This window comes from Halodesulfovibrio aestuarii DSM 17919 = ATCC 29578, from assembly GCF_000384815.1.
Classification (GTDB): domain Bacteria; phylum Desulfobacterota; class Desulfovibrionia; order Desulfovibrionales; family Desulfovibrionaceae; genus Halodesulfovibrio; species Halodesulfovibrio aestuarii.
On the sequence record NZ_ARQF01000020.1, the window covers coordinates 916,486 to 943,461 of the forward strand.

A 26,976-nucleotide genomic window follows, 5' to 3' on the forward strand; every position below is an offset into this window, starting at 1 on the left:
GACGAAATCAAGAGCAAGAAGTAGTACTAAGTAATACCACTATACATTCTATTTGAATGGCAACAAAATGTAGCTGCATACCTGGTTTTCGACCCGTATATCTAATTCCACCAACTTACTGTATTTATTAAATTAGAAATGCAGCCTTCGATAACCTTTACCCTCAAAGAACGATATGCTTACCTACGACATTACACATTGGTCATCATTTTTTGCAGCCGCATTACTTTTAAATATTTCTCCAGGTCCTGATTTTGCCTTTATTCTCAGCCAGACAGTTAAAGGCGGGAAAAAAGCCGGAGTTGCAGCAATGGTTGGAATCTGGACGGGAGCATTTGGCCATGTGCTTCTTGCTGCCCTTGGAGTATCAGCCATTGTAATGGCCTCAGCCAACGCTTTCGCCGTTATTAAATGGGTTGGGGCTGCTTATTTGCTCTGGCTTGGTTTCAATGCGTTACGCTCAAAAGGTACAGGATTTCAGATTGACAATGATGGAATAGCAGAAAATATTTTTTCAATTTACCGTCAGGGAATTTTGATCGACCTGCTTAATCCCAAGGTCGCCACATTTTTTATTGCTTTTCTTCCTCAATTTATTGTTGACGGGGCAGGACCAGTCTGGATGCAACTACTTCTGCACGGAACTCTGCTTATTGCCACTGCAGCACTTGTAGAGCCACCTCTTATTTTTATCGGTGACCGACTGACCACCCAATTACGATCAAGTCAGAAATTGCGCGTCTGGCTTGATCGAGTGCTTGGAAGCGTTCTTGTAGGACTTGGTGTTAAATTAGCGCTAAGTGAACGCTAGTTAGAAAATCTTTCTGAAACGATAATAATAAAAAGGCCTGTCGTAGATTACGACAGGCCTTTTTATTATTACTAAATCTATCACATACCGGATTGTTAGATCATATAAACACCCACAATGGACTAGAAAACCCAAAGCAATACAGATCGATGAAGACGATCAATTTGACGATGGGAACGACAGCAAAAATACTAAACTATTCCTGCCTCTTAAATATTTTGTCTTTTAGTTTAAGAGCGAGATTTGGGGCAACTGCATATAGAATCATGCAAAGGCCGACAACACAGATAGGAATCCCCATCAATTTTGTATCAGCTAGACTTCGAGGATTCCAAGTATAATGCCCATAGAGAGCTATGTACCCCCCTCTATAGGCTAATATAAAGCCAAACCAACCTACTAGAATTCTTTTAAGCATTTTCTCGGCTCCATTTAAAAACCAAAATCTCAGATCATCATTGTAGCTTGTGTGGCTTTTACTGTTAACAATGAAATTACAAAATATAATCTTGCAGTATTGCTTCCAACTTGCATCTCTTAAAGAGATCTACTCATGCAACCGCATGCTGTCAGGCACAAAAAAGATAAAGAATAAAAATCAATCAAAACAGAATATCATAGAAAAAAACGTTACCCCCAAGAAAGAACTGCTGTAATGACAATCGCGCGCACTGTTCCAACATCGAGTCATAACAAATTTCTTGTTGATAACTCTGAAATTTGCATAAAAAAAAGCTCTTAATTCTTTTGAATTAAGAGCTTTTATATTCGATGGTGCCGGGGGAGAGACTCGAACTCTCACGGAAATACATCCACTAGACCCTGAACCTAGCGTGTCTACCAATTCCACCACCTCGGCACGTTTTCGCGAAGCTTTTTGTTACGCTTCGAGGAGTGGTGTTTATCGACAATATGAAAACCTTGCAAGCTTTTTTTTAATAAAAAAGAATAAAAAATGATAGCTATCACTCGATAACAAAGAAAAATGCGCTTGATTTTAACCTTCAACATTCTAATTTTAAAAGAAGAATTTTATAGAACAAGACAACAGACAAAACGAATTCAAAGATCATCTGCCACTTGAAGCGCTACACCTTTTGCTGTAACAATAATCGCCTTCGCGCAACAGGCTGCCTGTGCGCGAAAAGATTCATACGAAATAACACATGCTGCTGGGGTACCCATGCTAATAGCACGAAGCATACAGGAAATTTCATTAGATCTTTCCAAAGGTTGTTGCGTTACTATCGGAAACTTCGATGGTGTGCACAACGGTCACAGGAAGTTACTTAACCGCACTAAAGAAAAAGCGGCGTCTATGGGTGTACCCAGTGTCGTTGTTACCTTTTGCCCGCACCCTCTCAAGGTTCTTGCCGGCTCGCATGCCCCTGCTCTAATTACTGACTACGATAAAAAATTAGACCTGTTGGAAAAACTCGGTGTAGACCTTGTGCTATTACTTGAATTTACGCGAGACCTGGCAGCACTGGAGCCTGAAGAGTTTGTAAAAACAATTCTCGTCGATAAGCTTAACATGAAAGAGCTTGTTGTAGGCTACGATTACGCTTTCGGCAAAGGCCGCAAGGGAAATTTTGAGCTGCTCTCCGCATTAGGTAAAAAATTCGGGTATAACACTGAACGTCTTGACCCTGTGATGATTGATGACGCTATCGTCAGCTCCACACGCATACGCGATCTGATCAAGGCAGGTAAGGTATGGGATGTAAAGCCTCTTATGGATCGCTTTTACATCATACGCGGTACGGTTATTCACGGAATGGACCGTGGTGGAAAACTTCTCGGCTTTCCGACTGCAAACATGCGTGTTCGAGATGAACTGTACCCGAAACCGGGTGTGTACGCCACGTGGGCAGAGTTAGACGGTAACGTATATCAGGCTGTAACCAATATCGGCTGTAACCCAACCTTTGGTAATGATGAAATCAGCGTTGAAACATTTATTCTAGACTTTGACGCAGACATCTATGGATGGGAACTGCGTCTAAACTTTGTTGCGCGCATACGCGATGAGAAAAAGTTTAGTGGACTGGATGAACTCATCGAACAAATTACCAGCGATGTTTCGCTCGCACGACAGCTGCTCGATACACCCGAAGCACATCTGTAGCATTAATCTACAACTTGGAGCGCCCGATGCTCGGTCCCTTTAAAAGAGTTTGGCAAGAATACCTTCGTGTATACCAAAACGTTACATATGTCCGTATGCTTGTACTTGGTATATTGGTTGGTATTTTTGCTGGTTTAGTTGCAATTTTATTCCGTTTTGGGCTCGATTCTTCTCAAGACTTTATTCAGAACCATCTCGCCGGACTTTCTGCACATGGAAGTAACGGCGAATATCGTCCGTGGGTAATTCCCGTAGCTCTGGTTACTGTCGCTTTTATTACCGGTTTCCTCGTAGACAAATTTCTTCCGGATTCCATTCACGGCGTAACAGACGGCACGGATGCCATGATCAAGGCCTTTCACCAGAACAAAGGTGAAATTAAACCCAAAGCACCTATCATAAAGGGGATTACCTCTATTCTGACCATTGCCGCAGGCGGTTCCGCAGGTCAGGAAGGGCCGGTTTCCCAGCTTGGTGCCGGTCTTGGCTGCTGGTTTTCCCACAAGTTCGGTCTTTCTACCAAAGAACGCCGCATCTTAATGCTTACAGGTGCTGCAGGCGGCCTCGGCGCAATCTTCCTTGCTCCGCTCGGTGGTGCGATGACAGCAATTGAAGTTATCTATAAAGAAGATTTTGAATCAGAAGCAATCGTTTCTGCGGTAACCTCTTCAGTAGTGGCTTATTCTCTGTTCTTTATCGCATTTGGTTCTAAACCGATGTTTGAAATTCCAGAGTTTCACTTCAATGACGTGCGTGAACTTTTATTCTACGCAATTCTTTCTGTCGCATGTGCCCTTTCAGGTTGGTTTTATGTCCGCACCTTCCATTTCCTCAAGTACTCTGTCTTTGAAAAAATCCGTCAGCGTCTTGGCATTATGTGGGCAATGGTCGCAGGTGGCCTTATCATGGGCATTTACGGCATGTTCTACCCGGAAGTACTCTCAAGCGGTCACCATGGCTTAGAGCAGGCCATTAACGGCAATTTGCCGGTAATCACCATGCTGGTATTGCTCTTTGGTAAAACGCTGGCGACATCACTCACTCTTGGCTCCGGTCTCAGCGGCGGTATGTTTGCACCTGCTCTTTTTGTAGGTGGAATGACAGGCGGTGTGGTCGGTTTTACCGCAAACAGTTTCTATCCGCATATTGTCAGCCACCCGGGAAGCTATGTGCTTGTCGGTATGGCTACCTTCTTTGCAGGAGTTGCAAACGCTCCGATCGGCCCGCTGATTATGGTATGTGAGCTTTCAAAAGGCTATGGCCTACTCGCTCCACTTATGCTTTCCGGTGCCTTCTGTGTTGTTATCAGCCGCAAAGTATCTCTCTACGAAAATCAGGTTGAGAACAAATTTGAATCTCCGGCTCACATTGTAGATTCTACTGTAAACATTCTTGAAAACTTACAGGTAAAAGAGGTCTACCAGCGTGGGCGTGTAACTATTCTCGAAGAATCTATCACACTGAAAGCACTTACGAATATCATTACTGGAACAAACGAATTCTTTTTCCCTGTCAAAAATATTGCCGGCGAAATTACAGGAATTCTGTCTATCAACGATGTTCGTAATATCCTTTACGAAGAGAGCCTGTTTGACCTCGTTGTTGTAGGTGATCTTGCCCGTCAAAGTGTAACACTGCAGGAAGATGATGATCTCTACACAGCACTTGTTAAATTTGTAGATTCCGACCTTGGCCAAATTCCTGTTGTACAGGAAGACAAACAAAACGAAATTCTCGGGCTTATTAACAGAGCAGATGTGTTTAGGGCATACAAAAATCACCTGAGCACCATTCATGAAAACGAAAGATAGCAGAATCTCGTAGGCTAATGCTCAGCGGCATTGCCGCCCAAAAAACATACCGAATACTCAAGGCCCCTGAATTATTCAGGGGCCTTTTTTAGCAATAAAATTCTTCAAAACCAATTTTCATTATGCTATTGGTCAGACCAAAGAGATTGGTCAGACCACGAGGACTTACATGCATAAGACATCATCCGCTCACCTCAATGAGCAGCTAAAAATATACGAACAGGTTGTATTACGAATTCAGGAGATGCTACATAGCGGGACTCTTACCGTTGGAGACAAGCTCCCACCGGAACGTGATTTAGCAACGAGGTTCCAAGTTTCGCGTAGTTCCATTCGCGAAGCAATCCGCTCTCTTCAGGAAAAGGGCATTGTTGAAAGTCGACGCGGCAACGGCACTTTTATTGTCAACACAGGAGATATCGTTGAACCACTGGCAGAAGCTCTTACAACGCAGCGCATATATCTTCTGCAAATCATGGAGTTTCGTCGGACTATTGAACCTGCTATGGCAGGATTAGCGGCGCGGAATGCAACACCGGATCAACTTAAAAATATTGCAACTATAATGAAAGAGAATACACTGGAACCGCCTGATGGAAGCCCTTGGGAAAAAGACATTCGCTTTCATTCTGCCATTGCTCAGGCTTCCGGTAATCCACTTTTTGTACAGGCGTTATTTAATGCCAGCACCGCGTTGGAAGAAACACGGCAGGCGCCGCTTCAGACTCCGGAACGTATCACGCAGTCATGCACCATGCACAAAGAAATTTTCAACGCCATTGCCGCCGGTGACGCAGCTCTGGCGACCAAATGTATGCATGTACACTTGGAACAAGTACACAACCTGCTTTTTACTACAAAATAAACAACCGCAGGCGGATTCTCTCCGCTCGTCGCGGCTCAAAAATAAACCACAACCACCTAGCAAGGAAATGTTATGCAAGAAGTTCGTAAAGAAGCTCGAGAACGCATGAAAGGCTTTTGCAGAGTCTGTAAAGAATGTGACGGACGCGCCTGCGCAGGCGAAGTTCCGGGAATGGGCGGTCTTGGCACCGCAGCCTCTTTTAAAAGCAATGTTGAAGCATTAGCAGACTATAAACTGCGTATGCGTACTATCCATGATGTTTCTGAACCGGATCCAAGCACAAAAGTCCTCGGATACGACCTCTCTATCCCTGTGTTTGCAGCACCAATTGGCGGCGTATCCTTCAACATGGGCGGCAAGGTCTCTGAAGAAGACTACATTATGTCCAAGGTTAAAGCATGTGATGCAAACGGCATTGTAGGCTGTACAGGAGATGGTGTTCCACCATTTATCTCTGAAGCTGGATTTGATGCTATCAAGGCGGTAAACGGTAAAGCTATTCCGTTCATCAAACCTTGGGAAGGCGACGAATTCTTCGAAAAAATTGAAAAAGCCGCAGCTACCGGCTGTACTACATTCGGCATCGATATTGACGCAATCGGCCTTATCACCCTTGCAAAGATGGGACGCCCTGTTGCCCCACGCGGTGTAGAACGTTTGAAGGCTCTTATCGAACGTATTCCGGGTCAGGTTCTTCTTAAAGGCATTATGACCGAGGAAGATGCTCTGGCAGCAGTAGAAGCAGGTGCAGCAGGCATCGTCGTATCTAACCACGGCGGCCGTGTACTCGATCATACTCCGGGTACCGCACATGTTCTTCCAGCTATTGCAGAAGCCGTTAATGGTGAAATTGCCGTACTCGTTGACGGTGGTATCCGCACCGGCGTAGATGTCCTCAAAATGATAGCACTCGGAGCAGACGCCGTTATGATCGGCCGTCCGTTCTCTATTGCGACGGTGGGCGGCCTTGAAGAAGGCGCTGCCAAATACATCCAGCAGCTCACTGGCCAGCTTAAATCAGCCATGGTTCTCTCTGGCTGTGAATCCATTGCTGATGCGAACTCTAATATGATTACAGACGTTCTCGGACAATAGATATAAGACATATAAAAAAAGCCTCCGATGAATATTCACCGGAGGCTTTTTTTATTTCTTCACATTCTCTCGGGAATACACTCCAAAAAAATGTACTTTTTCAAGAACATGTCCTTCCATGGCGCGCAGTATTGCACCCTTGGCTGCCCCCGGCTTAATCCGCAAGCGAGCATCAAGTGCATAAAGCTTAAAATAGTAACGGTGCTGCCCTGACGGTGGACAAGGGCCACCGTAATACGCTTTTTGCCAGCTGTTGAGACCGTGCCCGACACCTCGGAATGGGTCGAACTGCTTTGGTGTATTTTCCTCAAGTCCGGTAGATTCCGGACTAATATTAAAAATAAGCCAGTGATCCCAAACACCATTGGGGGCATCTGGATCATCACAAATCATTGCAAGGCTTTTTGTTCCTTCCGGAAGATTTGACCATTGCAGAGGCGGCGAAATATCTTCGCCGTCGCAGGTATATTTTACCGGAATTTCTTCTGAGGCGGCAAAAGCCGGACTAAAAAACTTCACACTACTCTCCAAGGCCGATTCCCGGCTCCATAATGGTTCCTGTCAAAGACGTCTCGTACCCGCCAAGAGCTTCAATACGTGCTTTAAACGTTGGGGATTGCAGCAGCGCTAAAACAGCCTTCACCTGTGGTGTTTTCATGTAGGCTGTCGGAATAATAAGATCATACCGTTCACGCGCAAGCGGCACAAAAGCAAGATCAAGCGCTTTTGCTGCGGCATAGATTCCGAGTCCGGTATCAGCGGCCCCCGTAAGCACGTTCACTGCAACTGCCATGTGCGTAAACTCTTCCTTATCATATCCTGTCACGGACGCAGGAGAAATATCAGCTTTTTTCAAATGATAATCAAGAAGGATTCGTGTTCCGGCACCACGCTGTCTGTTAAGAAAACGAATAGCACCATTGGCAAGATCTTCGATAGATTGAATATGCTGCGGGTTCCCCTTAGGAACGATAAAACCCTGATGACGGATTGCAAGGTTTACAAGTGTGACCTCAGTATCCGGAAGATATTTTTCAATGAACGGAAAATTGTAATCGTTGGTTTCCGGATCAAACAGATGTGCACCCGCCATATGACAGGAGCCATTTTTAATGGCAAGAATGCCGCCCATTGAACCGACATGGCTGGAAGCAAGACGCATTGGTGTATCGAGCCCCATAAGTTCATCAGACAAAATGTCGAGTGTATTGTCGTGACTTCCAATGGTAACAAGTACTTCATCAAGGCGCTTCTCTTCCACAAGCAACTCTGTACGAACAATCGAATTCTGATCGATACCTTCTGATTGAGCGGGAATACGCCCTACGCCCTGAGCACGGGACATGGTGGTAATACATCCAGCACCACGAGCCAGTGGAGTTGCAACATATTTATCGCCGACTTTACCGATGGAAAGACGTAAAAATTCTTCAACACCAAGCTTGGATGGCATCTTCCGTGTGAGTTCTGCATCTACTACAGGACGAGCAGGTACAGGTTTACGGCTAATCCACGAAATCAACGGCGTAAGCAGCTCTTCGAAGCATACAACCGCGCTTACAGGGTACCCCGGAGCTCCTGCTACAAGCTTATCGTTGCAAACACCAAGCAAGGATGGCTTACCCGGCATCGCGGCTACACCATGAACAACCACCTTGCCCAGTTTTTCGATGGTAGCACGAGTGAAATCTTTGGAGCCTGCGGAGGAACCGGCACAAATAATGACCAGGTGATATGGTTCATAAAGTTTCGCAGCAACAGCTTTTTCCAGCAGCTCAGGAACATCAGGTACAGGCGGAATGCGGTCAACAATACAATCAAGGTTACGTGCCATTGCACTAAGCACCTGCGAGTTGCTTTCAATGACCTGTCCCGGTTTTGGTTCCGGACGTTTTTCAAAATCAAGAACTTCGTCGCCTGTCGGGATAATGCATATACGTACTTTTTCCCATACACGAACTTCCCAGATACCTGCACTGAGCAACGCACCAATATCATATGGAGAAATTTGCTGGTTCTGGGGGAATAGAAGCTCCGTTGCAACAATGTCTTCACCGATACGGCGGACATGCTGCCAAGGGAATGCAGGGGTTTCAATTTCGACAGTGTCATCATCTACCGCGATAACATTTTCAATCATGATAACCGCATCGCGCCCTTCCGGAAGAGGGTTGCCTGTATTTACAGGAACGTATGATATTCCTTTTGTAAGGCGTAATGGTGCCCCTTCGCGGGCACTAAAAGTTTCTTTTGCGGTTACAGCAATACCGTCCATTGCTGCGCTATGAAATGTCGGCGAGGAATACTCTGCAAACACTGCTTCGGACAAAACACGTCCGGCAGATTCATGTGTAGGAACAACCTCGCTTCGTAAAAGCAAATTTCTGTCGAGTGCAGCTTGCGTCTTTGCCACGGCTGCAGTCAGCGGGATTGTTTTTAAATATACATTTCGTTTTGCGGCAGTCATATGTCCCTCGCGCTAATTTTTATGATCAGTGGATATAATACATGTTTTAGAATGGTAATAAAAGAGCTTGAACCTCATATATTCAAGCACAGTTACCACTTTTAACGTTATTAACTACATGAATAATATTTTTCGCGCACAACACATTATATCCAAGAAACTATTTGTCCAGACACGACGTAGTTATTCACTCTGAACATTCCGGCCACCTAAAATCTACGCTGCTTATTTCAAGCTACACAAGACCATGCAGTTACTATTACAAGTTCATTTACAAAAATATGAGTATGATATTAAAGCAAAAAATACTTTTATTACAATGGGAAAAGACGTTATTTAGCTACTAAAAGATAATTTTTGAACACAAATTCAAAAAAAACTTATGAAGTACATAAAATTTATTAAGTTGCTAAGTTGCTCTGCTTTGGTACTATGCATCTTCCTCGCATAACGCGTTAGCTTTTACGCGTTGATGCTGTGTTTTCCGGACACGATGTTCCGTAAAAGTGTTCGGAAAACCCGGCAACGAATCATGAGCGTAAAAAGACCTGCCTTGTAACTATGGTGTTGCGAGACAGGTCTTTTTATTTATACATGACAGCGCACTGCACGGCATCATACTATCATTTTACAGAACTACTGCACTGTATAAATGCACCCTTCATGTTCTCTTATTTACGTCAGATTCTGCATGGATATCTACAGCACATTCTTCCCACCTTTTCAGCTTTCCTGACTCTAGGTTAATTTTCGTATTATTACGGAGAGTAGTCCTTTTATTTTTAGATATTATATCTTTTTTATCCAATTGCTACACATTGGTGAGCACGTTATACTTAGAGAAATATTTTAAAAAAGACCTGATGTTATCACTGAGTATAACCAAAATCACATCTTTTTCTAACAAATACAGTCCGCTGTGTTCTTGCACAGAACACGTATAGCAACCCTAATTTTCCACACAAACTTTGCTGTTACATGGGAGTAGTACATGGAAATAAAAAAAATATTGTTGCCGGTGGATGGCTCGGAATATTCAAGCAACGCTGCTGAAGAAGCTATTAGTCTAGCGAAGAAATTTGACGCAGAAATTATACTACTCTATTGCAGCGAAACATTTCAAACCCTTAAGCAGTTTAAAGATTTTTCTGTGGAATCCATTGAGTACGCCAACAAAATTCTGGCCCCCGTACGGGAGATGCTGAAAAAGGCAGGAGCCAGATATATTGAACGTGTTATTGATAACTCTCCTAGTGAAGAGATTCCAAGAGTAGCAAAAAAAGAGAATGTAGATTTAATTATCATGGCCCCACGCGGCACCAATCCCCTTGCCTCTATCTTACTCGGCAGTGTGACAACGCGTGTTCTTAAGCAATTACCATGCAATGTGCTTGTAGTTCACAAAAAGTCATAGGTCACAGAAGTCCGCGTACCTTACTGAAACAAAAAAGGTCGATTCTATGTACTGGCAACACCATAATGGTGGCTTGGCAGTACATAGAATCGACCTTTCTATTACGTTATCTCGTAACATTGAAACGCAGAACACAAAAGAGTCCGGAGTTCAGAACTAGTAACCATCAGCTGAACCCCGGACTCTTTTGAGAAGCTCCGGCAGCATTTCGCCCATTGAATGCTGCCGAAGAATGTGCAACACGCAGCGCTAAGCCGTTCAAAAGAACAGCCTATTGCCCGATGATGTCAGATTCATCCGGCAAACTGCGATGGAAGACAGAGTACGGGGGTACCTTCTTCCATCAGTCATTTCCCGGAAGCGGTTACACGACCTGAAGGCAGCGAACCTACTCTACTCTCACCCATTCTGAGTAATTTAGTAGAATTTATCTGATCTAACTCTGTAAACGGTTTCAAACTGACTGTAAAGCTATCCTTTTCATTTTGAAAGCACAAAATTGCAAAAAACTGCCGCAGGACTTTTTTTATAATTCCCTGCGGCAGTTCCAATAAACTTCTTAAGGTGTTGCAACGCTACACCTAATTAATTTCAGGCCAGCGTTGATGCTATTCATCAATCTAAAGCGTGCACATTTACTGTGCAAGCATAATAAATGTAGCCGGAAGTAAGAAAAATACACCCAGAACATAACATGCAGCATAGCGCTTTTTACGACCTGCATAATCAGCAAGCCATTCCGCACAACGAGGCGGGATTTCACGCATAAATGGAAGACCAAAAATAACCAGTACTCCAGCAATATTAAAAAGCAAATGTACAAAAGCAATCTGTAAGGCAAACAGACTGTTCCCACCAACAATGGCGGTTGCAGCAAGCAGAGCGGTTATACAGGTACCGATGTTACTTCCCAGAGTGAACGGGTAAATTTGCCGCATGGTGAAGATACCGGAGCCCACAAGCGGAATCATAAGGCTGGTAGTTGTGGAAGAAGACTGAACGAGCATAGTAACGAGCATACCGGAAGTAATGCCCGCAATCGGGCCACGACCAATCGCAGTATGCAACATGTTTTTCGCACGCCCCACCATGAGTTTCTTAAGCAACTTGCCCATCACAGTAATTGCACAAAAAATAAGGCCGACACCAAGAAGTGCAAGGATTACGCCCTGAACTTCTGGAGAAAATGTACTAAGCATGTCTTTAAGAGCACCGATAACCGGTTTAGTGATCGGCTTAATAAAGTTTATGCCCTTTATACTCATTGAGCTCCCGCCCGCAAACATTGAGGCAATGGCTAAACTGGTCTTTTCTAAAAAGCCGGTACAAATTTCGAGAGGCAAAAAGATTAGCACTGCTATCAGGTTAAAAAAGTCATGTACTGTTGCAGCAGAAAAGGCACGTTTAAATTCTATACTGCACCGCATGTGACCTGCGCTGACAATTGTATTTGTAATAGTCGTACCGATGTTTGCCCCCATTACCATTGGAATAGCCAGTGAGACAGGTAAGCCACCGGCAACAAGGCCAACAATAATAGAAGTAACGGTACTTGAAGACTGAATGAGGGCGGTACAGACAGTACCAATAAGAAGTCCGAGAAACGGGTTGGACGCAAAGGCAAATAGTGACTTTGCCTCTCCTGCCGTAGCAGTTTTGAATCCCGCACCAATCATGCCGACTGCAAGCAACATGCAGTAAACCAGGGCGGCAATAGCAATCCAGCGACCAGCAGCCTTGAGGCTAAATTGTTCAGAGTCAGTCACAGAGGACGCGACCTGCGTCGCTTCCGGAGAATAAGTCATGTCAGACATAGATGCTCCATAGAGTATATCTAGGTGATCGACCCGACCTGCTCAGACACACCTGCCTGCTCCTCGAGCCGTGCTCTTGATAGACGCTTTATGTGACAGCTTTGTTACAACTATGCAGCATTGTGACGATTGACTGGCGTACAACACCTATCCTGTTAAAATTAAGTGTTTTTTTACCAACATGATTTAGTTAAAAAATATCGCTCTTTATCCTCAATCTTTTTTACAGTATTGTGCATCAATCATCACGTCACATATTTTCTCCCTCTGCGCATGGATCCATGCCGATTTTTTAGCTTTTTTCATAGAGGGTCTCTACTCTATTAATGTGACATAAGGAGACAGCATGCTTAATTTTAAAATTGATACCGAAAAATGTATTCAGTGCGGTCTGTGTGTTAATGACTGCCCGACATCAATTATCCATTTTGATAATGATATTCCTTCAATTGAATTTTCCCGCGAAGATCGATGCCTCCGATGTATGCATTGCCTTGCAATATGCCCTACCGGCGCTATCTCTATATTTAATGTTCAGCCAGAAGACTGTATGCAAATAAAAGGCAATCTGCCATCAGATGATCAGCTGGAAACACTTATGCGCGGACGTCGATCTGTTCGTCGTTTTAAACAGGAAAACGTCGACAAAGAGCTTATCGACAGACTTCTTGCTCTTTCCGCAAATGCACCAACAGCAAAAAACGCCATGCAGCTGCAATTTTCTGTTGTTGATGACATAAGCATAATGCAAAAAATTTCTGACCATACATACAGACATATTGCCGCTGCAACGCGTGAACACCGAATTCCTAAAGACATGGCTCATTTTAGAGCTCTCAGTAAAGCCCATGAAGAAGGCAAGGACATCATATTTAGAAACGCACCGCACATGCTCGTTGTATCTTCGCCAACAACCGGCTCTTCTCCCATGTTTGATATTGCCATTGCCCTCACACACTTCGACCTAGCGGCTACAAACACAGGACTCGGCAGTCTCTGGTGCGGCTTCGCGATACAGGCCCTTAGCCGTTTTGTCCCTGATTTTAAAAAGCTACTGGGGGTTCCAGAAAACCATAATGCAATGTATCCCGTCTTGTTCGGATATCCAGACGTCAAATATCAACGCACTGTTGATCGTAACTTTCAAAAAATTCATCGTGTGACCATGTAGGAGATTGACGCTTCCTATCTTCGGTGAGCCTTCTTTTGGCCTCTGGAAGCCAGAGAACCTTTTTAAAAAAAAGTTTCTCTGAACTCTCCAAAAGCTTTTAGCTGCGAGATCGCCACGTTTTTTACACCACCTCGCGGCTTATGCTCCACTACCTTTCTAAAAATAAAAAAGGGCTATCCTTTATATGGAGGATAGCCCTTTTACTATTCAAGCCAACGGCATTAAACCGCGTGAAAGCAGGCGTACTAGAAATTCACCGAAGCCTTACTTCGTCAACGGATCAACATCTGAAGTGGTCGCGAAGAAAAGCTCTTTATCATAGGGGCCAAAAGACTTGGTATCGCCCAAAAGCGTAAAAAACTCGATACGTGAATAACGACGCAGACGTTCTTCGGTTACACCGTGTGTTTTGTAGTACACATCACGGTGCTGCGGATCACGTGACTCTGTGAGATCGTATACGGCTTCGTCGGTTTCGCCCCATGCGTGTAACACCCATTTTGTGCCGTCATAAAGCCATCCGTGTACAACGGTGCAATCTTCACATTCACTTCCAACTTCAATTACAGCTTCAAAACATTGTTCTTTATATTCCATAAGATGTCCCTCATTCAATCATGTAAAATTGCAAGACCTAACAGTTGTGTTCTGCCATAAACACAGAGCCAAGCGCGTTGCCCACTGCAAAATGGTCAGGGAACGCAATGGTTGTATTCAATCGCTTAGCAACATTTGTGAGCAAATATGGTGCTGCTGCACCTATCCCGATCATTGGCACATTGAGCGATACAGAAATCTGAAGCAGCTTGTTTTCTTCACGATTTGCAAGATAACCAGCAATATTTCCGCCTATTTCACGCTTGGTGAGATGCCGCAGCACTGTTTCTTCGATGACGCGCTCTGCCTGCGTAAGAACCCGCTGTGCAAAGTCCTCTATTGTCCTGCCGTCAATATTTGCCAAAATTTGAGCAGCATTGCAGGCCAAATTTTGATCCCCAATATCCAGTCTTTTAAGAACATGCAGTGCATCTGTCGGCGTAAAACCGACTTCGATGACGTGCTGCTTGTGGAGCAGCTTAGCAATCTCTTGCTCGAAGGTTATTTCTGCGATGCCCAAACTTTTAAGCAAAGCCTGTGGCGTCATAGCTCCTTGCGCTGCAAGACAAGAAAGGACTGCAGACGCTGCAATGGTTTCCTGCGTGAGATCTGGTGCCATCGTGATGCAGCGAGACAGCTTGCCTTGTCCAATCCATGTTTCAGGAGCAGGGATGTCCTGCGCCATACAGACTGGTGTTACACGAGCGGGACCAACCACCATCGGTTTACCTTGTGACAGCTGCACAAGACTGTCGCCACCAATACCGACAGTGAACATTTCAACAGCTTCCACATGGGTTTCCCATTTGCCAATGGACATGCCCGCAGTATCCACAACCGGTTTACCGTCTTTGATGAGTGTTATGTCTGTTGTGGTACCGCCTACGTCAAGAATAAGGGCATCTGTTGTATCTGTTGCTTTTGCTCCGAACAGTGCTGTTGCAGCCGGGCCGCTGGCAATAGTTGATGCCGCGTGCTTGAGTGCTTCCTGCATATGCATTGCTGTTGCGTCACCTCGCACTACAAGCACCTCGCCTGTAATACCGCAGGCGGACAGTGCGTTGCTGATACCCGAAAGAAATTTCTGCATAACTGGCAACAACTGTGCGTTAAGACATGCGGTAGAGGCTCGTTCTCTCATGCCGGCACGCGAACTGGCTTCGTGCGAGCAAAACACGGGGGCATCACTGACCAAACTTACCGCTTTTGCTGCCACCAATTCGTGAACGGGATTCATAAACGCCATCGAACTGCACACAGCCCATGCTTCAACATCGTTTTTTAATTCATTCACTCCATCCACAATATACTGGATACCAAGCGGCTCTACTTCCTCACCTTTGATAGTGTGTCCACCGGGGACAAACCGTGCGGCAACCGCGGGCACTTCCAACCGCTGGTTAAAGCCTATGACAAAAAGAGCTACGTCTGCACCTTTGTTTTCTACTAATGCATTCGTTGCCAACGTGGTGGAAACACATGTTCTGACTATATCATCCGGATTAATTTGAGATACTGCCAACACCTTCTCAACAACCGACTGGATACCTTTTTGGATGTCATAATGTGTTGTCGGACTTTTAGCTGTTGTAACAGCATTTGCTGAATCCAACTCTACAATGACCGCATCGGTATATGTCCCACCGGTATCGATACCAATATAATAGCGCTTATTACTTCCCATTACGCGTACTCCCATACAAAACTGAGCGCACAGACTACCGCTCGAACAGGTAGTTTGGCAACAAAGCGCTAACCAAGCATAATATAATGCAGTTATAACTGTGTCTAATCCAAAAATGTGCAAATTATAATGCTGTTATAATTAATTCTAATACGGAATCTTTTAACAAGACTGTAGCTATGACTTGGAACAATAAAACAAACTTTATTTTTTCCAATTTTATTGCCTATTGCATTCTTGACAATTTTTAGCGATGCTGAATTGATCTAACTAAAGCTTCATTAAAATTCAGTATGGAAATTGTAACTTATGATTAATAGTAATTACTATACAAAAGTTGCATTAAAGAAACTCTCTCAGTTGCTATTGTAAGCACTACTCTCTTTATGAGTACAACAAATTTTTTACGAAACGAAATAGAGACTTTTTAATCACAAAAATACTATTCAAACACAATATAATGGAAATGTTATATTTTACTACGTAGCTTCAGTTAAGAATTTGAGAAGCCAGTATTAAGATCTGAACAGTGCCGATGTTCTATTAAAGATGTTTAATACGTGTGGAATATGTTGCAATGAATTATGTGGCGTAACGGAAGGAGGAGATAATGGAAGAATATCTGAAGCAGGCTTTAGATATTGTGAAAGCACAGGCTAGCGTCCGCACTATGACCGAAGATGAAATCGGCTCAATGATGCAAAAGCTAGCTTTCGGTATTAAGCAGATTGCCGAAGGCACGCAGGAAGAAACAGTACAAGAGCCAATAATGGAACCTAGCAAAGCCATTAAAGAAAAATCCATCACCTGCCTTGAATGTGGTAAGTCTTTTAAGATTCTTACCCGCAAGCACTTGCTTTCCCATGAACTGTCTATGCAGGAATACCGCGAAAAATACGGTTACAAAAAAGGTATGCCGCTTGTTTGTAAATCTCTGCAGCGCGAACGTAGAAAGAAAATGAAAGATATGCGCCTGTGGGAAAAACGTAAAAAGAAAGTCTAGCAGATAACTGACAGTTGCGTATTGCATTTGTATAAAACTCTTTGCAATACAACACTTATATATCTGATAAAAAAACCCGCATTGGTTTCTTTCCAATGCGGGTTTTTACTGTCATTAAAATACGTTAACGTATTTCTCGGGTTGTACTGAACACAACCTTCGGATAGCGCTCCTGAGCAGACTCAAGCTTCCAAGGGTTTGGAGCAAGATATGCAAGACATCCCTCTGCATCAACTGCGAGATCACTACGGTAGTAGTCTTTAAAATCTGCCAAAACTTTTTCATCTTCGCTGCTGATCCAGCGGGCAGTTGTAATCATGCAGGGTTCGTAGAGGGCATTTACACTATACTCTTCTTTCAGACGATGCACGATTACATCAAACTGCAAAATACCGACTGCACCAAGGATATAGTCGCTATTAGAAATAGGACGGAACAGCTGAACTGCACCTTCTTCTGCAAGCTGCTCAAGACCTTTCTGCAATTGCTTACGCTTCATTGGATCCTTAAGCTGTACGCGACGAAAATGCTCCGGTGAAAAGCTCGGAATACCCACAAATTTTAATTCTTCTTTGGTGGTAAAAGTATCACCGATCTTAATAGTACCATGGTTGTGAATACCGATGATGTCGCCAGCGTAAGCTTCATCAACGCCGGTTCTGTCCTGCGCCATAAAAATAGTCGCATTCGCAATAGTAAAATCTTTACCAACACGATGATGTTTTACTTTCATGCCACGGGTAAACTTACCGGAACAAATGCGCATAAAGGCAATACGGTCACGGTGGTTTTTATCCATGTTTGCTTGAATCTTAAAAACAACACCGGAAAAATCTGTTTCGTACGGAGAAACGTCGCGAGTTGTTGTAGGACGACTTTTCGGAGCCGGAGCAAGCTCAACAAAGGCATCCAGCATTTCCTGCACACCAAAATTATTGATCGCGGAACCGAAGAATACCGGAGTCTGCTCACCGTTAAGGTAACGTTCTTTATCAAACGGGTTACCCGCACCTTCAAGCAATTCCAACTCGTCACGTAACTGTACTGCAAATTCACCAAGATACTCTTCAAGACGAGGATCGTTTACATCGTTAAAAACAAGGCCTTCCTGAGTCTTACCTTCGTGCACAGCACTAAACAGATGCAATTCGTTCTTGTATATATTCCATGTGCCTTTAAATTCTTGCCCCATACCTATAGGCCAAGTAAGCGGCACACATTCAATCTTCAAATGTTCTTCAATGTCAGCCATAACATCCAGAGGATCAAGACCTTCCCTGTCGAGCTTGTTAATGAAGGTCACAATAGGAGTATTTCGCAGACGACAAACGTCCATGAGTTTCAGCGTCTGCGCTTCTACACCCTTTGCAGAGTCGATAACAAGCAGACCGGAATCAACCGCGGTGAGCACACGGTAGGTATCTTCAGAAAAATCCTGGTGCCCCGGTGTATCAAGCAGGTTAATTTCGTGCCCTTTGTATTCAAACTTCATAACAGAGGAAGTAACAGAAATACCACGCTCCTGCTCCATAGCCATCCAGTCAGAAGTAGCGTGACGTGCCGCTTTACGGGATTTTACTGATCCCGCCATCTGAATTGCACCACCGTACAGCAACAATTTTTCTGTCAGGGTGGTTTTACCGGCATCCGGGTGACTGATGATGCCGAACGTACGGCGTTTATCAACTTCACGTGCTAAAGCTTTACTCATGGTTAATCCTCTGTATTCCGTTTTGTGAATAAAAACGGTGCGATCTCGCAAAAAACAGCGCGGATAACCGCGCTGCAAAAAGTGCTAATATTGTCAACGTAAAATTTTACATCCTACGCTGTTGATGACTGCGTATTCCACAAAGAACCCGCTTTGGTCAAGAAAGAAGAAACACAGCTCCCCAGACATTCCCCCCGATGCCCCATTAGGCCTTCTGTGTATGTACCTTTCGTGCAAAGCACGGTGTATACATTTTCACAGCAACCATCTTCTGCTAAACTAAATAGACATTATCTCAGGAGCAGGGAACAACTATGCAGACAGAACGAATATATTTTATGCGAAAGTCTCCAACACGGACTCACGCACAATGTGTTATTTATTGGATGCGTTGCGAACATAGGGCACAAGATAACTGGGGGTTACTTTACGCTCTGCATACAGCAAATAATAACAAGCTGCCCCTGCTCGTTCTTTTTTGCCTTGCCGGTTCCACGCCGCACTCTTCCTACAGGCAAAAGAAGTTTCTCTATGACGGAATTAAAGAAACACAAGCAGCGCTTGAAGCTATAGGGATTCCGTTCATCAACTCCAATGCGCAAACTCCCACCGAGTTAGCAAGCGTGATAACTACTTTTGCCCCCAGCATGCTTGTGACAGATCACTCATCTCTTAAGCCACAGAAGTCATGGTTACAATTCATTAAAAAACATACGGAATGCGCAATTGCCGAAGTAGATGGAAGAAATATAGTCCCCGTACGGTATGTTTCAGATAAACAGGAATACGCAGCCCGGACAATCCGCCCTAAGATTCACCGATTGCTTGACCAGTTTCTGTCTCCATTCCCGCAGCTCACTGCACCCCAAACGGCATGGAACGGTGATAAGCTCTCGGAACCACTTTCTCCACCACTGGAAATAAAAAATAGTCCTTTTTCCATACTGCCTTTTAAATCAGGCGAAAAAGCGGCTTTAGCTGTACTCGACCATTTTGTGAACAAGAAAATCCATCAGTATCTACACAGAAATGATCCCACAAAAAACGCCCTCTCCAATCTTTCCCCATACCTGCACTTTGGAATGCTTTCCGCCCAACATGCTGTACTGAAGATCCTTGAGTATCCTCAAATTCCCGCTGAGGCAAAAGAGGTTTTTCTGGAAGAGTTAGTCGTTCGTCGAGAACTTGCAGATAACTTTTGCTTCTACAACCCACAGTATGATTCAGTAAAATGTTTTCCTAAATGGGCACAAAACACTCTGGAAAAGCACCTCTCCGACCCGCGGGAGTATCTTTATTCACTTCATGAATTAGAACATGGTAAAACACATGACCCTCTATGGAACGCAGCGCAGCAGGAGCTTGTATATCAAGGAAAAATGCACGGTTACATGCGCATGTATTGGGCAAAAAAAATTCTGGAATGGACAGCTTCACCCGAAGAAGCCATGCAGCACGCTATCTATCTTAATGACACCTACTCGCTCGACGGTGTCGATTCTAATGGATATACCGGCATTGCATGGTCAATCGGCGGAGTACACGACAGACCGTGGCGGGAACGACCTATATTCGGCACGGTGCGGTACATGAACTATAATGGTGCCAAACGTAAGTTTAACGTCGACGAGTACATAGAAAAAATCAAACTCGCTATTGAACAGCACCTTGAATAATAAAAAAGGCTGTCCTTCATACGAAGAACAGCCCCTATTATTTCTCACGATCAGAGACCGCTTGCTATACCTTCAGAGACCCTCTGAATTCTTCCAGATCAGTGATGTTCATCTCTTCCATCAGCTGTTCAAGCTGATTTACAAGACGAAACGAGAAATCTGGACGCAGGAAATTCGCAGTACCTACTTGTACGGCATGCGCTCCTACAAGAATAAATTCGAGAACATCTTCTGCTGATGCAATGCCACCCATACCAATTACCGGAATTGAAACGGCCTTGCAGACCTGGTGGGTACAGCGCAACGCCACAGGCTTGATTGCAGGCCCAGAAAGACCGCCGATTACGTTTGCGATAAGCGGTTTACGGGTACGGATATCAACGCCCATACCGGAAAGAGTGTTAATGCAGGAAATAATATCTGCACCGGCACCTTCTACAGATTTGGCAATGGTGGTGATATCAGTAACATTCGGGCTCAATTTAATGATAACCGGCTTGTCGCCCGCAGCTTTTTTTACAGCCTCTGTAACACGTGCAGCCTGCTGCGCATCCTGACCAAAAAGAATTCCGCCTTCACGCACGTTAGGGCACGAAATATTCACTTCAATAGCTGCAATACCATCTTCTGCTGCGAGAACTGCAGTAAGTTCAGCAAACTCACCAGGATCACATGCATAGATATTGGCAATAACTGGCAATTCATCAGTTGGAAGCTTTGGCAATTTTTCGGTGATAAAAATCTCTACACCGGAGTTTTGCAGGCCAACGGCATTGAGCATACCGCATGGAGTTTCTGCAATACGCGGCATCGGATTACCTGCACGCGGCTCAAGGGAAAGCCCTTTTACTACGATACCACCCAGTGTTTTAAGATCACCGTACGGAGCAAACTCTACACCGTACCCGAACGTACCGGATGCAGTGAGAATAGGGTTTTTAAACTGTAAACCGTTAGAGCCGGGAAGCGTTACATTCATAGTCATTTAAGCCTCCTTACTCTTCGTCCAGAATAATTTGATCTGCCCAGAATACAGGACCGTGCTCACAAGCCTGTGCGCGACCGGCTGCAACTCCTTTGGCAGTCATTTTATCCGTAGTTCTGGTTACACAACCCAAACATGCGCCAACGCCGCATGCCATTCGGTTTTCAAGAGAAAGCTGACAACGCGCATTATGCGTTGCTGCAAAAGTCTGCACCGCTTTAAGAAACGGAGTAGGGCCGCAGGCAAGCACAAGGCCGTCGCTTTCTGCGTATTCCTTCACGCTTGTTTCAACCAAATCAAGAAAATGAGCTAAATCGTCAGGGCCGCGCTCATAGTGACTTGCTGCTGTAATCCGCTCATTGATTGACTCGAACGGATAGCAGTTCAGGGGCATTCTATGCCCGAACTCCATATGCAGGTTCCATGGTTGCGGATGCTTTTGTGCGTAGGCAATAAGCGGCGCTATGCCGATACCGCCTGCAAGCAGTAATGTAGGCGTCTTCTCTTCCATAACAAACGGGGTACCCAGCGGTCCCCATACCACAACTTTATCGCCTGCTTTCAACTCTGCAAGACGCTTAGTACCACGCCCTACAACCTGAAAAAAAATTACGAGGTCGCGTTTGCTTACACGACAAATAGAAAAGGGGCGCGCCCAGATCATATCAAGCGCCCACCCTACCGGGCGAAGCATCACAAACTGGCCTGGCTGCCAGTCTGCCCATTCCGGGCGCTCAATGCGCAGGGCGAAAAAGAGATTTTCGCCGGATACTGTTCCAAAGGGAACATTATCAAGGACTGTAAGTGTAGTGCATTGTTCCTGATGCATAATTCCTGTAACCTTATTGCAATTTCTTAAGGCATGTTAGACCTGCCCAAAGTGTGCAAATCCTGATAGTAAAGTATTACCCGAACGCCGGGCTGTTTACGTGTACGTTCTTTCTTCCCTAGTCGCAATCAATACTTTGGAGCCAAATAACATTTAATTTATCCGTTATTTTTACAAAACGCCCCAACAATATGACTGTATCATAAAAAACATAACTGCTGTTGCTTCTTCACACATTTATTAAGCATACAATTATAGTAGAAAAAAAACTCTCGGCACACACTGCCGATTTGGCACTGATTTAAAGGATCCGCGAATGAGTTATGTTAAAAAAGAGTTTCCTCGAGTAGAGTATTAGTGTTGCCAACGGGTAATTCAATAGGTATGTGCTACACCGCAGACTACGAAGAAAATTTTTTCCGCCAGCAAATTTTTTCAACCAATTGCACGGCAGCTGGTTGAACCACCTAGGTACGGCGGGACTATAAGAGATATATATTATGCAAAATAAACCTGAAATTTTGGCACCTGCCGGTGATAAAAACGCGTTTCTCGCAGCTATAGCTGCGGGTGCTGACGCGGTATACCTTGGCTTGAAACATTTTTCCGCCCGTATGGCGGCGGACAACTTTTCCTCTACCGAACTCTCTAAAATGGTTGAGCTTGCCCACAAAGAAGATCGAAAAGTCTATGTGGCAATGAACACCCTTGTTAAGCCGGGTGATCCTGACTCCGCGGCCCGCCTCATTGGCAGGCTCCAGCGTGATGTAGGGCCGGACGCACTCATCGTGCAGGATTTAGGCATGGTTGAAGTAGCAAAACAGGTTGGATTTAAAGGTGAGTTACATCTTTCCACACTGGCAAACGTTACCCACCCGGCAGCATTTAAAGTTGCACAGGAACTGGGTGTAGACCGCATTATTCTTCCACGAGAATTAAACATTGATGAAGTACGTCAGTGCAGTGATGCATGCCCTGAGGATATGACTCTCGAGATGTTCGTGCACGGTGCTCTTTGCTACTGTGTTTCCGGTCGTTGCTACTGGTCCAGCTACATGGGCGGTAAATCCGGCCTTCGCGGCCGTTGTGTTCAACCTTGCCGCCGAGTTTACCAGCAAAAAGCCCGCAAGGGTCGTTTCTTCTCTTGTCAGGATTTGTCTCTGGACGTTCTTGCCAAGACATTGCTTCCTATTGAAAACCTCAAGTCATGGAAGATTGAAGGCCGTAAAAAAGGCCCTCATTACGTATACTACGTAACCACTGCATACAAGCTCCTTCGCGATAATCCGGACGATCCGAAGGCTCGCAAACAGGCAGAGCAAATTCTGGAACAGGCGCTTGGTCGTCCTTCCACTCACAGCACTTTCCTGCCTCAGAAGCGTCGTTCTCCTGTTAATCCGGCAGAACAGACAAGCTCCGGCCGCCTTGTCGGTAAAATTACCGTTGAGCCGCCTGCAAAGGCAAAGAAAGGCGAACGCACCTATCCAAAATATTTCTTTAAACCTCGTTTTGAACTACTCAAATCCGACTTTTTACGTATCGGGTACGAAGACGAGCAGTGGCACTTTACTGACCGCGTTCCGCATCCGGTACCGAAGAACGGCACCTTTGTTCTGCGCGCACCGGCCGGTAAACGTCCTAAAAGCGGCACCCCTGTTTTCTTAATCGACCGCCGCGAACATGAAATGATCAAAATCCTGAAAGAATGGGATGGCAAACTCTCCCGCTGTAAAGGTAAAAAAAGCGAAGCTATTGAAGCATCGCTGACATACCCGGCACAGGGGAAACGCCCACGCGCAGTGACTATTCTCATGCGCGACCACCTTCCGCACGGCAAACAGGGTAAAGCAGGCAAATTCACTGATACAGCGAACGGCATCTGGCTCGGCGAACGTTCGTTGAAAACTGTCGGGCGCACTCTCTTCGGCCGTATGTCATGGTGGCTGCCACCTGTAATCTGGCCTAATGAAGAAAATAAATGGCGCTCCATGATCAAACAGGCACTGCGTCAAGGTGCTCGTCACTTTGTACTCGGTTCCCCATGGCAGGCGACCTTCTTTGAAGACGCACGCAACATTGATCTTATCGCAGGCCCGTTCTGTAACCCGTCCAACCCTGCGGCAATTGCTGCATTGAAAAAAATGGGTTTTAAAGGCGCTATCATTTCGCCTGAGCTTTCTCAGGAGGATATTATGGAACTACCGAAGCAGAGCTGTCTGCCGCTTGGTATTGTTCTTTACGGCTACTGGCCAATGGGTATCTCTCGATTCCCGTTGGAAGGTGTTAAGCCTAATGAACCGTTCTATTCTCCAAAAGGCGAGTGCTTCTGGCTACGTCGCTACGGCCAGAACTCCTGGATTTACCCGGGTTGGCCTATGGATATTGAAAAGAACAAGCAGCAGCTTTTGCAGGCAGGTTACACTATGTTTGTCAAACTCATGGAAAAGCCACCGGCAGCAGTGCCTGAAGCAAAACGTACATCCCCGTTCAACTGGGATCTTACGTTGCTATAACCAACGCCTGCACTTGTAAGATTCAAAGAACAATCCGCAATAAAAAAGGCTGTCCTTCATATGAAGGACAGCCTTTTTGTTATTTCAATCATCAATCTATTAACGAACAGCCAACGCGTTATTTTCACTGAACCGGACAAGCACCATGCCGGAGAATTTTTCCCCCCGATATGCTTCTACCCGGTATACGCGTCCGTTTTTATCAAGAGAAAAACGTGAGATAAGGTCTTTTCTCCGTACTAACATACCTGATTCCGCACCGTTGTTTCGCCCTACGAACCCGATAATGTTAACCCGATAGCCATCCATAGAATTAATACAAAAATGGCTGTCTACATCAATGATGGTTCCCATGGCAACGTCTCGAGTATGTCCATCAACATTTATTCGTAATGATGAGAGGCTATCATCAAATTCAAAAAATTGAGGAGATAAATTCGTCAGATTTCTGTTTCCGTAATAGACCTTATACCCGTTCGGAGCATCAACCATAGTCAGTAACGGCTTAGAAACTTCAAACTTGCTGGCAAGATCCTTATTCATAGGGATATATTGCAAGTACTTACGGACATTATCCAGATCAAGCTGGAGTTTACCACCATACAGGGCAAGTTTAACCTGACTAAACATAGCCTGTTTTATTGAACGAGGACTCAGGTCAAAGTCTCGAGAGAACTCGACACCAACCTGCTTCAGAAAGGATTCAAGTACCGAAAGATGATAGTATGTACGGGTCGGCGTCATGAATGATTTGCTAGCTTCAATACCGAACGCTGGCTTACCGTGCTTAATAGCATAGTAAGTCAACGTTTTTTCCATTTCATGATCCCCCTCACGTGTGCGGGTGTTCTTCAAATGAAAGGCATCGCTCCCTTGGAGTAACTCTGCGTTCACTTTTCGAACAGCAATTTCTGCCATGTCGCTTAGTCTGCCATACAACGGATGCTCAATAGCTTTTTGGTCGATAATAACGCACTGTCCCCAATAACCGGGGTTATGAAGTTCATCGATATATTGAGGATGATAGAAGCCGCTACCGTCGTGCAAGTTGAGAATCATATCAACCTGATCATTACGGATAATTTCTTTTATCCGCTGCACAGCAGTATAATCAGGGTCATTCTTATCCAACGCCGCAAACTTGCGGTTCATATCACCGAATGGTCCACGCGCGCTCTTGATAATACTTAAAAAATTCAAATTAGGAACAACCCATACATTACCCTTAGTAATCTTGTAATGGGTTACAAGCATGCCGGCAGCGCTGAATCCACCAGGTTCGTCACCCTGAATACCACCAACAACAAGAATGGTAGGGCCGTCAGGATCGTTTCCAAGTTTATGTAACGAAAAATCCAGCGGGTTATGCGCAAACGCAGGAACTGCGGTCATGACAACAAGTATGAAAGATAGTAACAATCGCATTATGAGTTCACCTTAACATGCCAAGGTTCATACCGTACTCCCAGCAAATTGCCTCTGGGATATCGTAGTGTCAGGTAGCCAAGTTCATTCAACTTGCTGAACACATGTGTCTCAGTAAAACGGGAAGTAAAATTGGATTTTCCGTACCGCCTCTGCCCAACATCAAAATCACCAATACCGTGAAAAGAGTAACCCGGAGGAGCTAGTGACCGTGAAGCAAGAGACAAGTTTCCCCCGTTACTGTTCGCCTTCATAAGAAAAAGGTGGAACTGTTTCACTATTCCACGAACGCCGGATGTCAAAATCACATCAGAAGAAAGAGCACTTTTTATTTCTTTCCACACTCCATATGGATGTTCCTTAAAAAGATAGTGTCCACTGTTGCGAATTTTAATAACTTTGCTGCGGTTTATAGTCTGCGTAAATACAGTAATGGGTTTATCACCGTAAAACCCTAATAAATGGGCATCGTAGTAAAATATTTTTTCAAGAAAGGCTTTTTCCTGATTAGTAAATGCTCCAATACGGGAATATCTTTTCCCATATGTAAAGGCTTGATCGATACTGACAAGATTAAAATTTCCGTATCCAACAGTACGCATTACACGAGTAAGCCTTGCAGTACATTCTTTAAGCAGTGTTAAATCTTCACCTTTCAACACAATATCATCTGGATGTGCTGAATCAAAATGACTCATCTTTGAAATATAGTCTTTCACATGTACATCAAACTGCCCATGCTGTTCTTGAGGCTTTTTCTCAATTAACTCTGCAGCAAGAGTATTGCATGGTATTGCCATCATAGATGCAATACAAATCTGTTGTAAAAAGGATCGCCTGTTCATACATTACTCACGAGGAAAATATATACATCACAACATTATTGCCGTTTATTTCAAAAGAAAACTACGTCATTTTACCTAAAAACAAAACCCCGATAATCATCGTTTGGGCACTCCAATCTGCACTGTGTTTGT

The 26,976-nt window shown here is 44.6% G+C and carries 20 protein-coding genes and 1 tRNA gene; 10 read left to right on the forward strand and 11 right to left on the reverse strand.

Features of this window, described 5'->3' with window-relative positions; translation table 11 throughout:
- Positions 1-175 precede the first annotated feature (175 nt).
- Positions 176-811, forward strand: coding sequence for a LysE family translocator (locus F461_RS0110070; RefSeq protein ID WP_020001033.1), 636 nt, complete (start codon positions 176-178; stop codon positions 809-811).
- A 772-nt stretch (positions 812-1,583) separates the two neighbouring features.
- Here F461_RS0110070 and F461_RS0110080 read toward each other — a convergent pair.
- Positions 1,584-1,670 (reverse strand) — tRNA-Leu (locus tag F461_RS0110080).
- A 324-nt stretch (positions 1,671-1,994) separates the two neighbouring features.
- On the opposite strand from F461_RS0110080, the gene F461_RS0110090 reads away from it, so the two are divergent.
- The 4 genes from F461_RS0110090 (at position 1,995) to F461_RS0110105 (ending at position 6,710) form a co-directional block, all read left to right on the forward strand.
- A complete protein-coding gene (locus F461_RS0110090; RefSeq protein ID WP_020001036.1) occupies positions 1,995-2,939 on the forward strand; it encodes a bifunctional riboflavin kinase/FAD synthetase in 945 nt (314 codons plus the stop codon).
- Between the two features lie 26 nt (positions 2,940-2,965).
- The gene (locus F461_RS0110095; protein WP_020001037.1) at positions 2,966-4,750 is read left to right on the forward strand and encodes a chloride channel protein; all 1,785 of its coding nucleotides are present in this window, start codon (positions 2,966-2,968) and stop codon (positions 4,748-4,750) included.
- Between the two features lie 169 nt (positions 4,751-4,919).
- Positions 4,920-5,615, forward strand: a complete 696-nt coding sequence (locus tag F461_RS0110100) for a FadR/GntR family transcriptional regulator (RefSeq protein WP_020001038.1) — start codon at positions 4,920-4,922, stop codon at positions 5,613-5,615.
- Positions 5,616-5,687: 72 nt separating this feature from the next.
- Complete coding sequence (locus F461_RS0110105) at positions 5,688-6,710, forward strand: alpha-hydroxy-acid oxidizing protein (protein ID WP_020001039.1); 1,023 nt, start codon at positions 5,688-5,690, stop codon at positions 6,708-6,710.
- Positions 6,711-6,761: 51 nt separating this feature from the next.
- Here F461_RS0110105 and F461_RS0110110 read toward each other — a convergent pair whose 3' ends face one another.
- Together F461_RS0110110 and F461_RS0110115 are read right to left on the reverse strand one after the other, a co-directional pair.
- Positions 6,762-7,229 (reverse strand): YbhB/YbcL family Raf kinase inhibitor-like protein, encoded by a 468-nt coding sequence (locus tag F461_RS0110110; protein WP_020001040.1) that lies wholly within the window; start codon positions 7,227-7,229, stop codon positions 6,762-6,764.
- Between the two features lies 1 nt (position 7,230).
- Entirely contained in the window at positions 7,231-9,177 is a 1,947-nt protein-coding gene (locus F461_RS0110115; protein WP_020001041.1) for a molybdopterin biosynthesis protein, read from the reverse strand.
- A 991-nt stretch (positions 9,178-10,168) separates the two neighbouring features.
- On the opposite strand from F461_RS0110115, the gene F461_RS0110120 reads away from it, so the two are divergent.
- Entirely contained in the window at positions 10,169-10,591 is a 423-nt protein-coding gene (locus F461_RS0110120; RefSeq protein ID WP_020001042.1) for a universal stress protein, read from the forward strand.
- Positions 10,592-11,226: 635 nt separating this feature from the next.
- On the opposite strand, the gene F461_RS0110125 is transcribed toward F461_RS0110120, so the two are convergent.
- Positions 11,227-12,405: a Na/Pi symporter gene (locus tag F461_RS0110125; RefSeq protein ID WP_020001043.1), complete on the reverse strand. Its 1,179-nt coding sequence runs from the start codon at positions 12,403-12,405 to the stop codon at positions 11,227-11,229.
- Positions 12,406-12,751: 346 nt separating this feature from the next.
- On the opposite strand from F461_RS0110125, the gene F461_RS0110135 reads away from it, so the two are divergent.
- The gene (locus F461_RS0110135) at positions 12,752-13,576 is read left to right on the forward strand and encodes a nitroreductase family protein (protein ID WP_020001045.1); all 825 of its coding nucleotides are present in this window, start codon (positions 12,752-12,754) and stop codon (positions 13,574-13,576) included.
- Positions 13,577-13,840: 264 nt separating this feature from the next.
- On the opposite strand, the gene F461_RS0110140 is transcribed toward F461_RS0110135, so the two are convergent.
- Together F461_RS0110140 and F461_RS0110145 are read right to left on the reverse strand one after the other, a co-directional pair.
- Positions 13,841-14,173 (reverse strand): hypothetical protein, encoded by a 333-nt coding sequence (locus tag F461_RS0110140; RefSeq protein WP_020001046.1) that lies wholly within the window; start codon positions 14,171-14,173, stop codon positions 13,841-13,843.
- A gap of 37 nt (positions 14,174-14,210) precedes the next feature.
- Complete coding sequence (locus F461_RS0110145; RefSeq protein ID WP_020001047.1) at positions 14,211-15,857, reverse strand: hydantoinase/oxoprolinase family protein; 1,647 nt, start codon at positions 15,855-15,857, stop codon at positions 14,211-14,213.
- A 610-nt stretch (positions 15,858-16,467) separates the two neighbouring features.
- Here F461_RS0110145 and F461_RS0110150 point away from each other — a divergent pair.
- On the forward strand, positions 16,468-16,860 hold the full coding sequence (locus F461_RS0110150) for a Ros/MucR family transcriptional regulator (RefSeq protein WP_020001048.1): 393 nt from the start codon (positions 16,468-16,470) through the stop codon (positions 16,858-16,860).
- 124 nt (positions 16,861-16,984) lie between these two features.
- On the opposite strand, the gene F461_RS0110155 is transcribed toward F461_RS0110150, so the two are convergent.
- Positions 16,985-18,571, reverse strand: a complete 1,587-nt coding sequence (locus tag F461_RS0110155) for a peptide chain release factor 3 (protein ID WP_020001049.1) — start codon at positions 18,569-18,571, stop codon at positions 16,985-16,987.
- Positions 18,572-18,885: 314 nt separating this feature from the next.
- On the opposite strand from F461_RS0110155, the gene phrB reads away from it, so the two are divergent.
- Entirely contained in the window at positions 18,886-20,247 is a 1,362-nt protein-coding gene (gene phrB / locus F461_RS0110160) for a deoxyribodipyrimidine photo-lyase (protein ID WP_020001050.1), read from the forward strand.
- 64 nt (positions 20,248-20,311) lie between these two features.
- Here phrB and F461_RS0110165 read toward each other — a convergent pair whose 3' ends face one another.
- Both F461_RS0110165 and F461_RS0110170 read right to left on the reverse strand, forming a co-directional pair.
- Positions 20,312-21,232, reverse strand: coding sequence for a dihydroorotate dehydrogenase (locus tag F461_RS0110165; protein ID WP_020001051.1), 921 nt, complete (start codon positions 21,230-21,232; stop codon positions 20,312-20,314).
- A gap of 10 nt (positions 21,233-21,242) precedes the next feature.
- Complete coding sequence (locus F461_RS0110170) at positions 21,243-22,061, reverse strand: dihydroorotate dehydrogenase electron transfer subunit (RefSeq protein WP_020001052.1); 819 nt, start codon at positions 22,059-22,061, stop codon at positions 21,243-21,245.
- 500 nt (positions 22,062-22,561) lie between these two features.
- On the opposite strand from F461_RS0110170, the gene F461_RS0110175 reads away from it, so the two are divergent.
- Complete coding sequence (locus F461_RS0110175; protein ID WP_020001053.1) at positions 22,562-24,574, forward strand: peptidase U32 family protein; 2,013 nt, start codon at positions 22,562-22,564, stop codon at positions 24,572-24,574.
- A gap of 99 nt (positions 24,575-24,673) precedes the next feature.
- On the opposite strand, the gene F461_RS0110180 is transcribed toward F461_RS0110175, so the two are convergent.
- Together F461_RS0110180 and F461_RS0110185 are read right to left on the reverse strand one after the other, a co-directional pair.
- Positions 24,674-25,999, reverse strand: coding sequence for a M14 family metallopeptidase (locus tag F461_RS0110180; RefSeq protein ID WP_020001054.1), 1,326 nt, complete (start codon positions 25,997-25,999; stop codon positions 24,674-24,676).
- Positions 25,999-26,844 carry a M15 family metallopeptidase gene (locus tag F461_RS0110185; protein ID WP_026364723.1) on the reverse strand — a complete coding sequence of 282 codons (846 nt, stop codon included), beginning with the start codon at positions 26,842-26,844 and terminating at the stop codon, positions 25,999-26,001. The genes F461_RS0110180 and F461_RS0110185 overlap by 1 nt, the downstream gene beginning before the upstream one ends.
- Between the last annotated feature and the right edge of the window lie 132 nt (positions 26,845-26,976).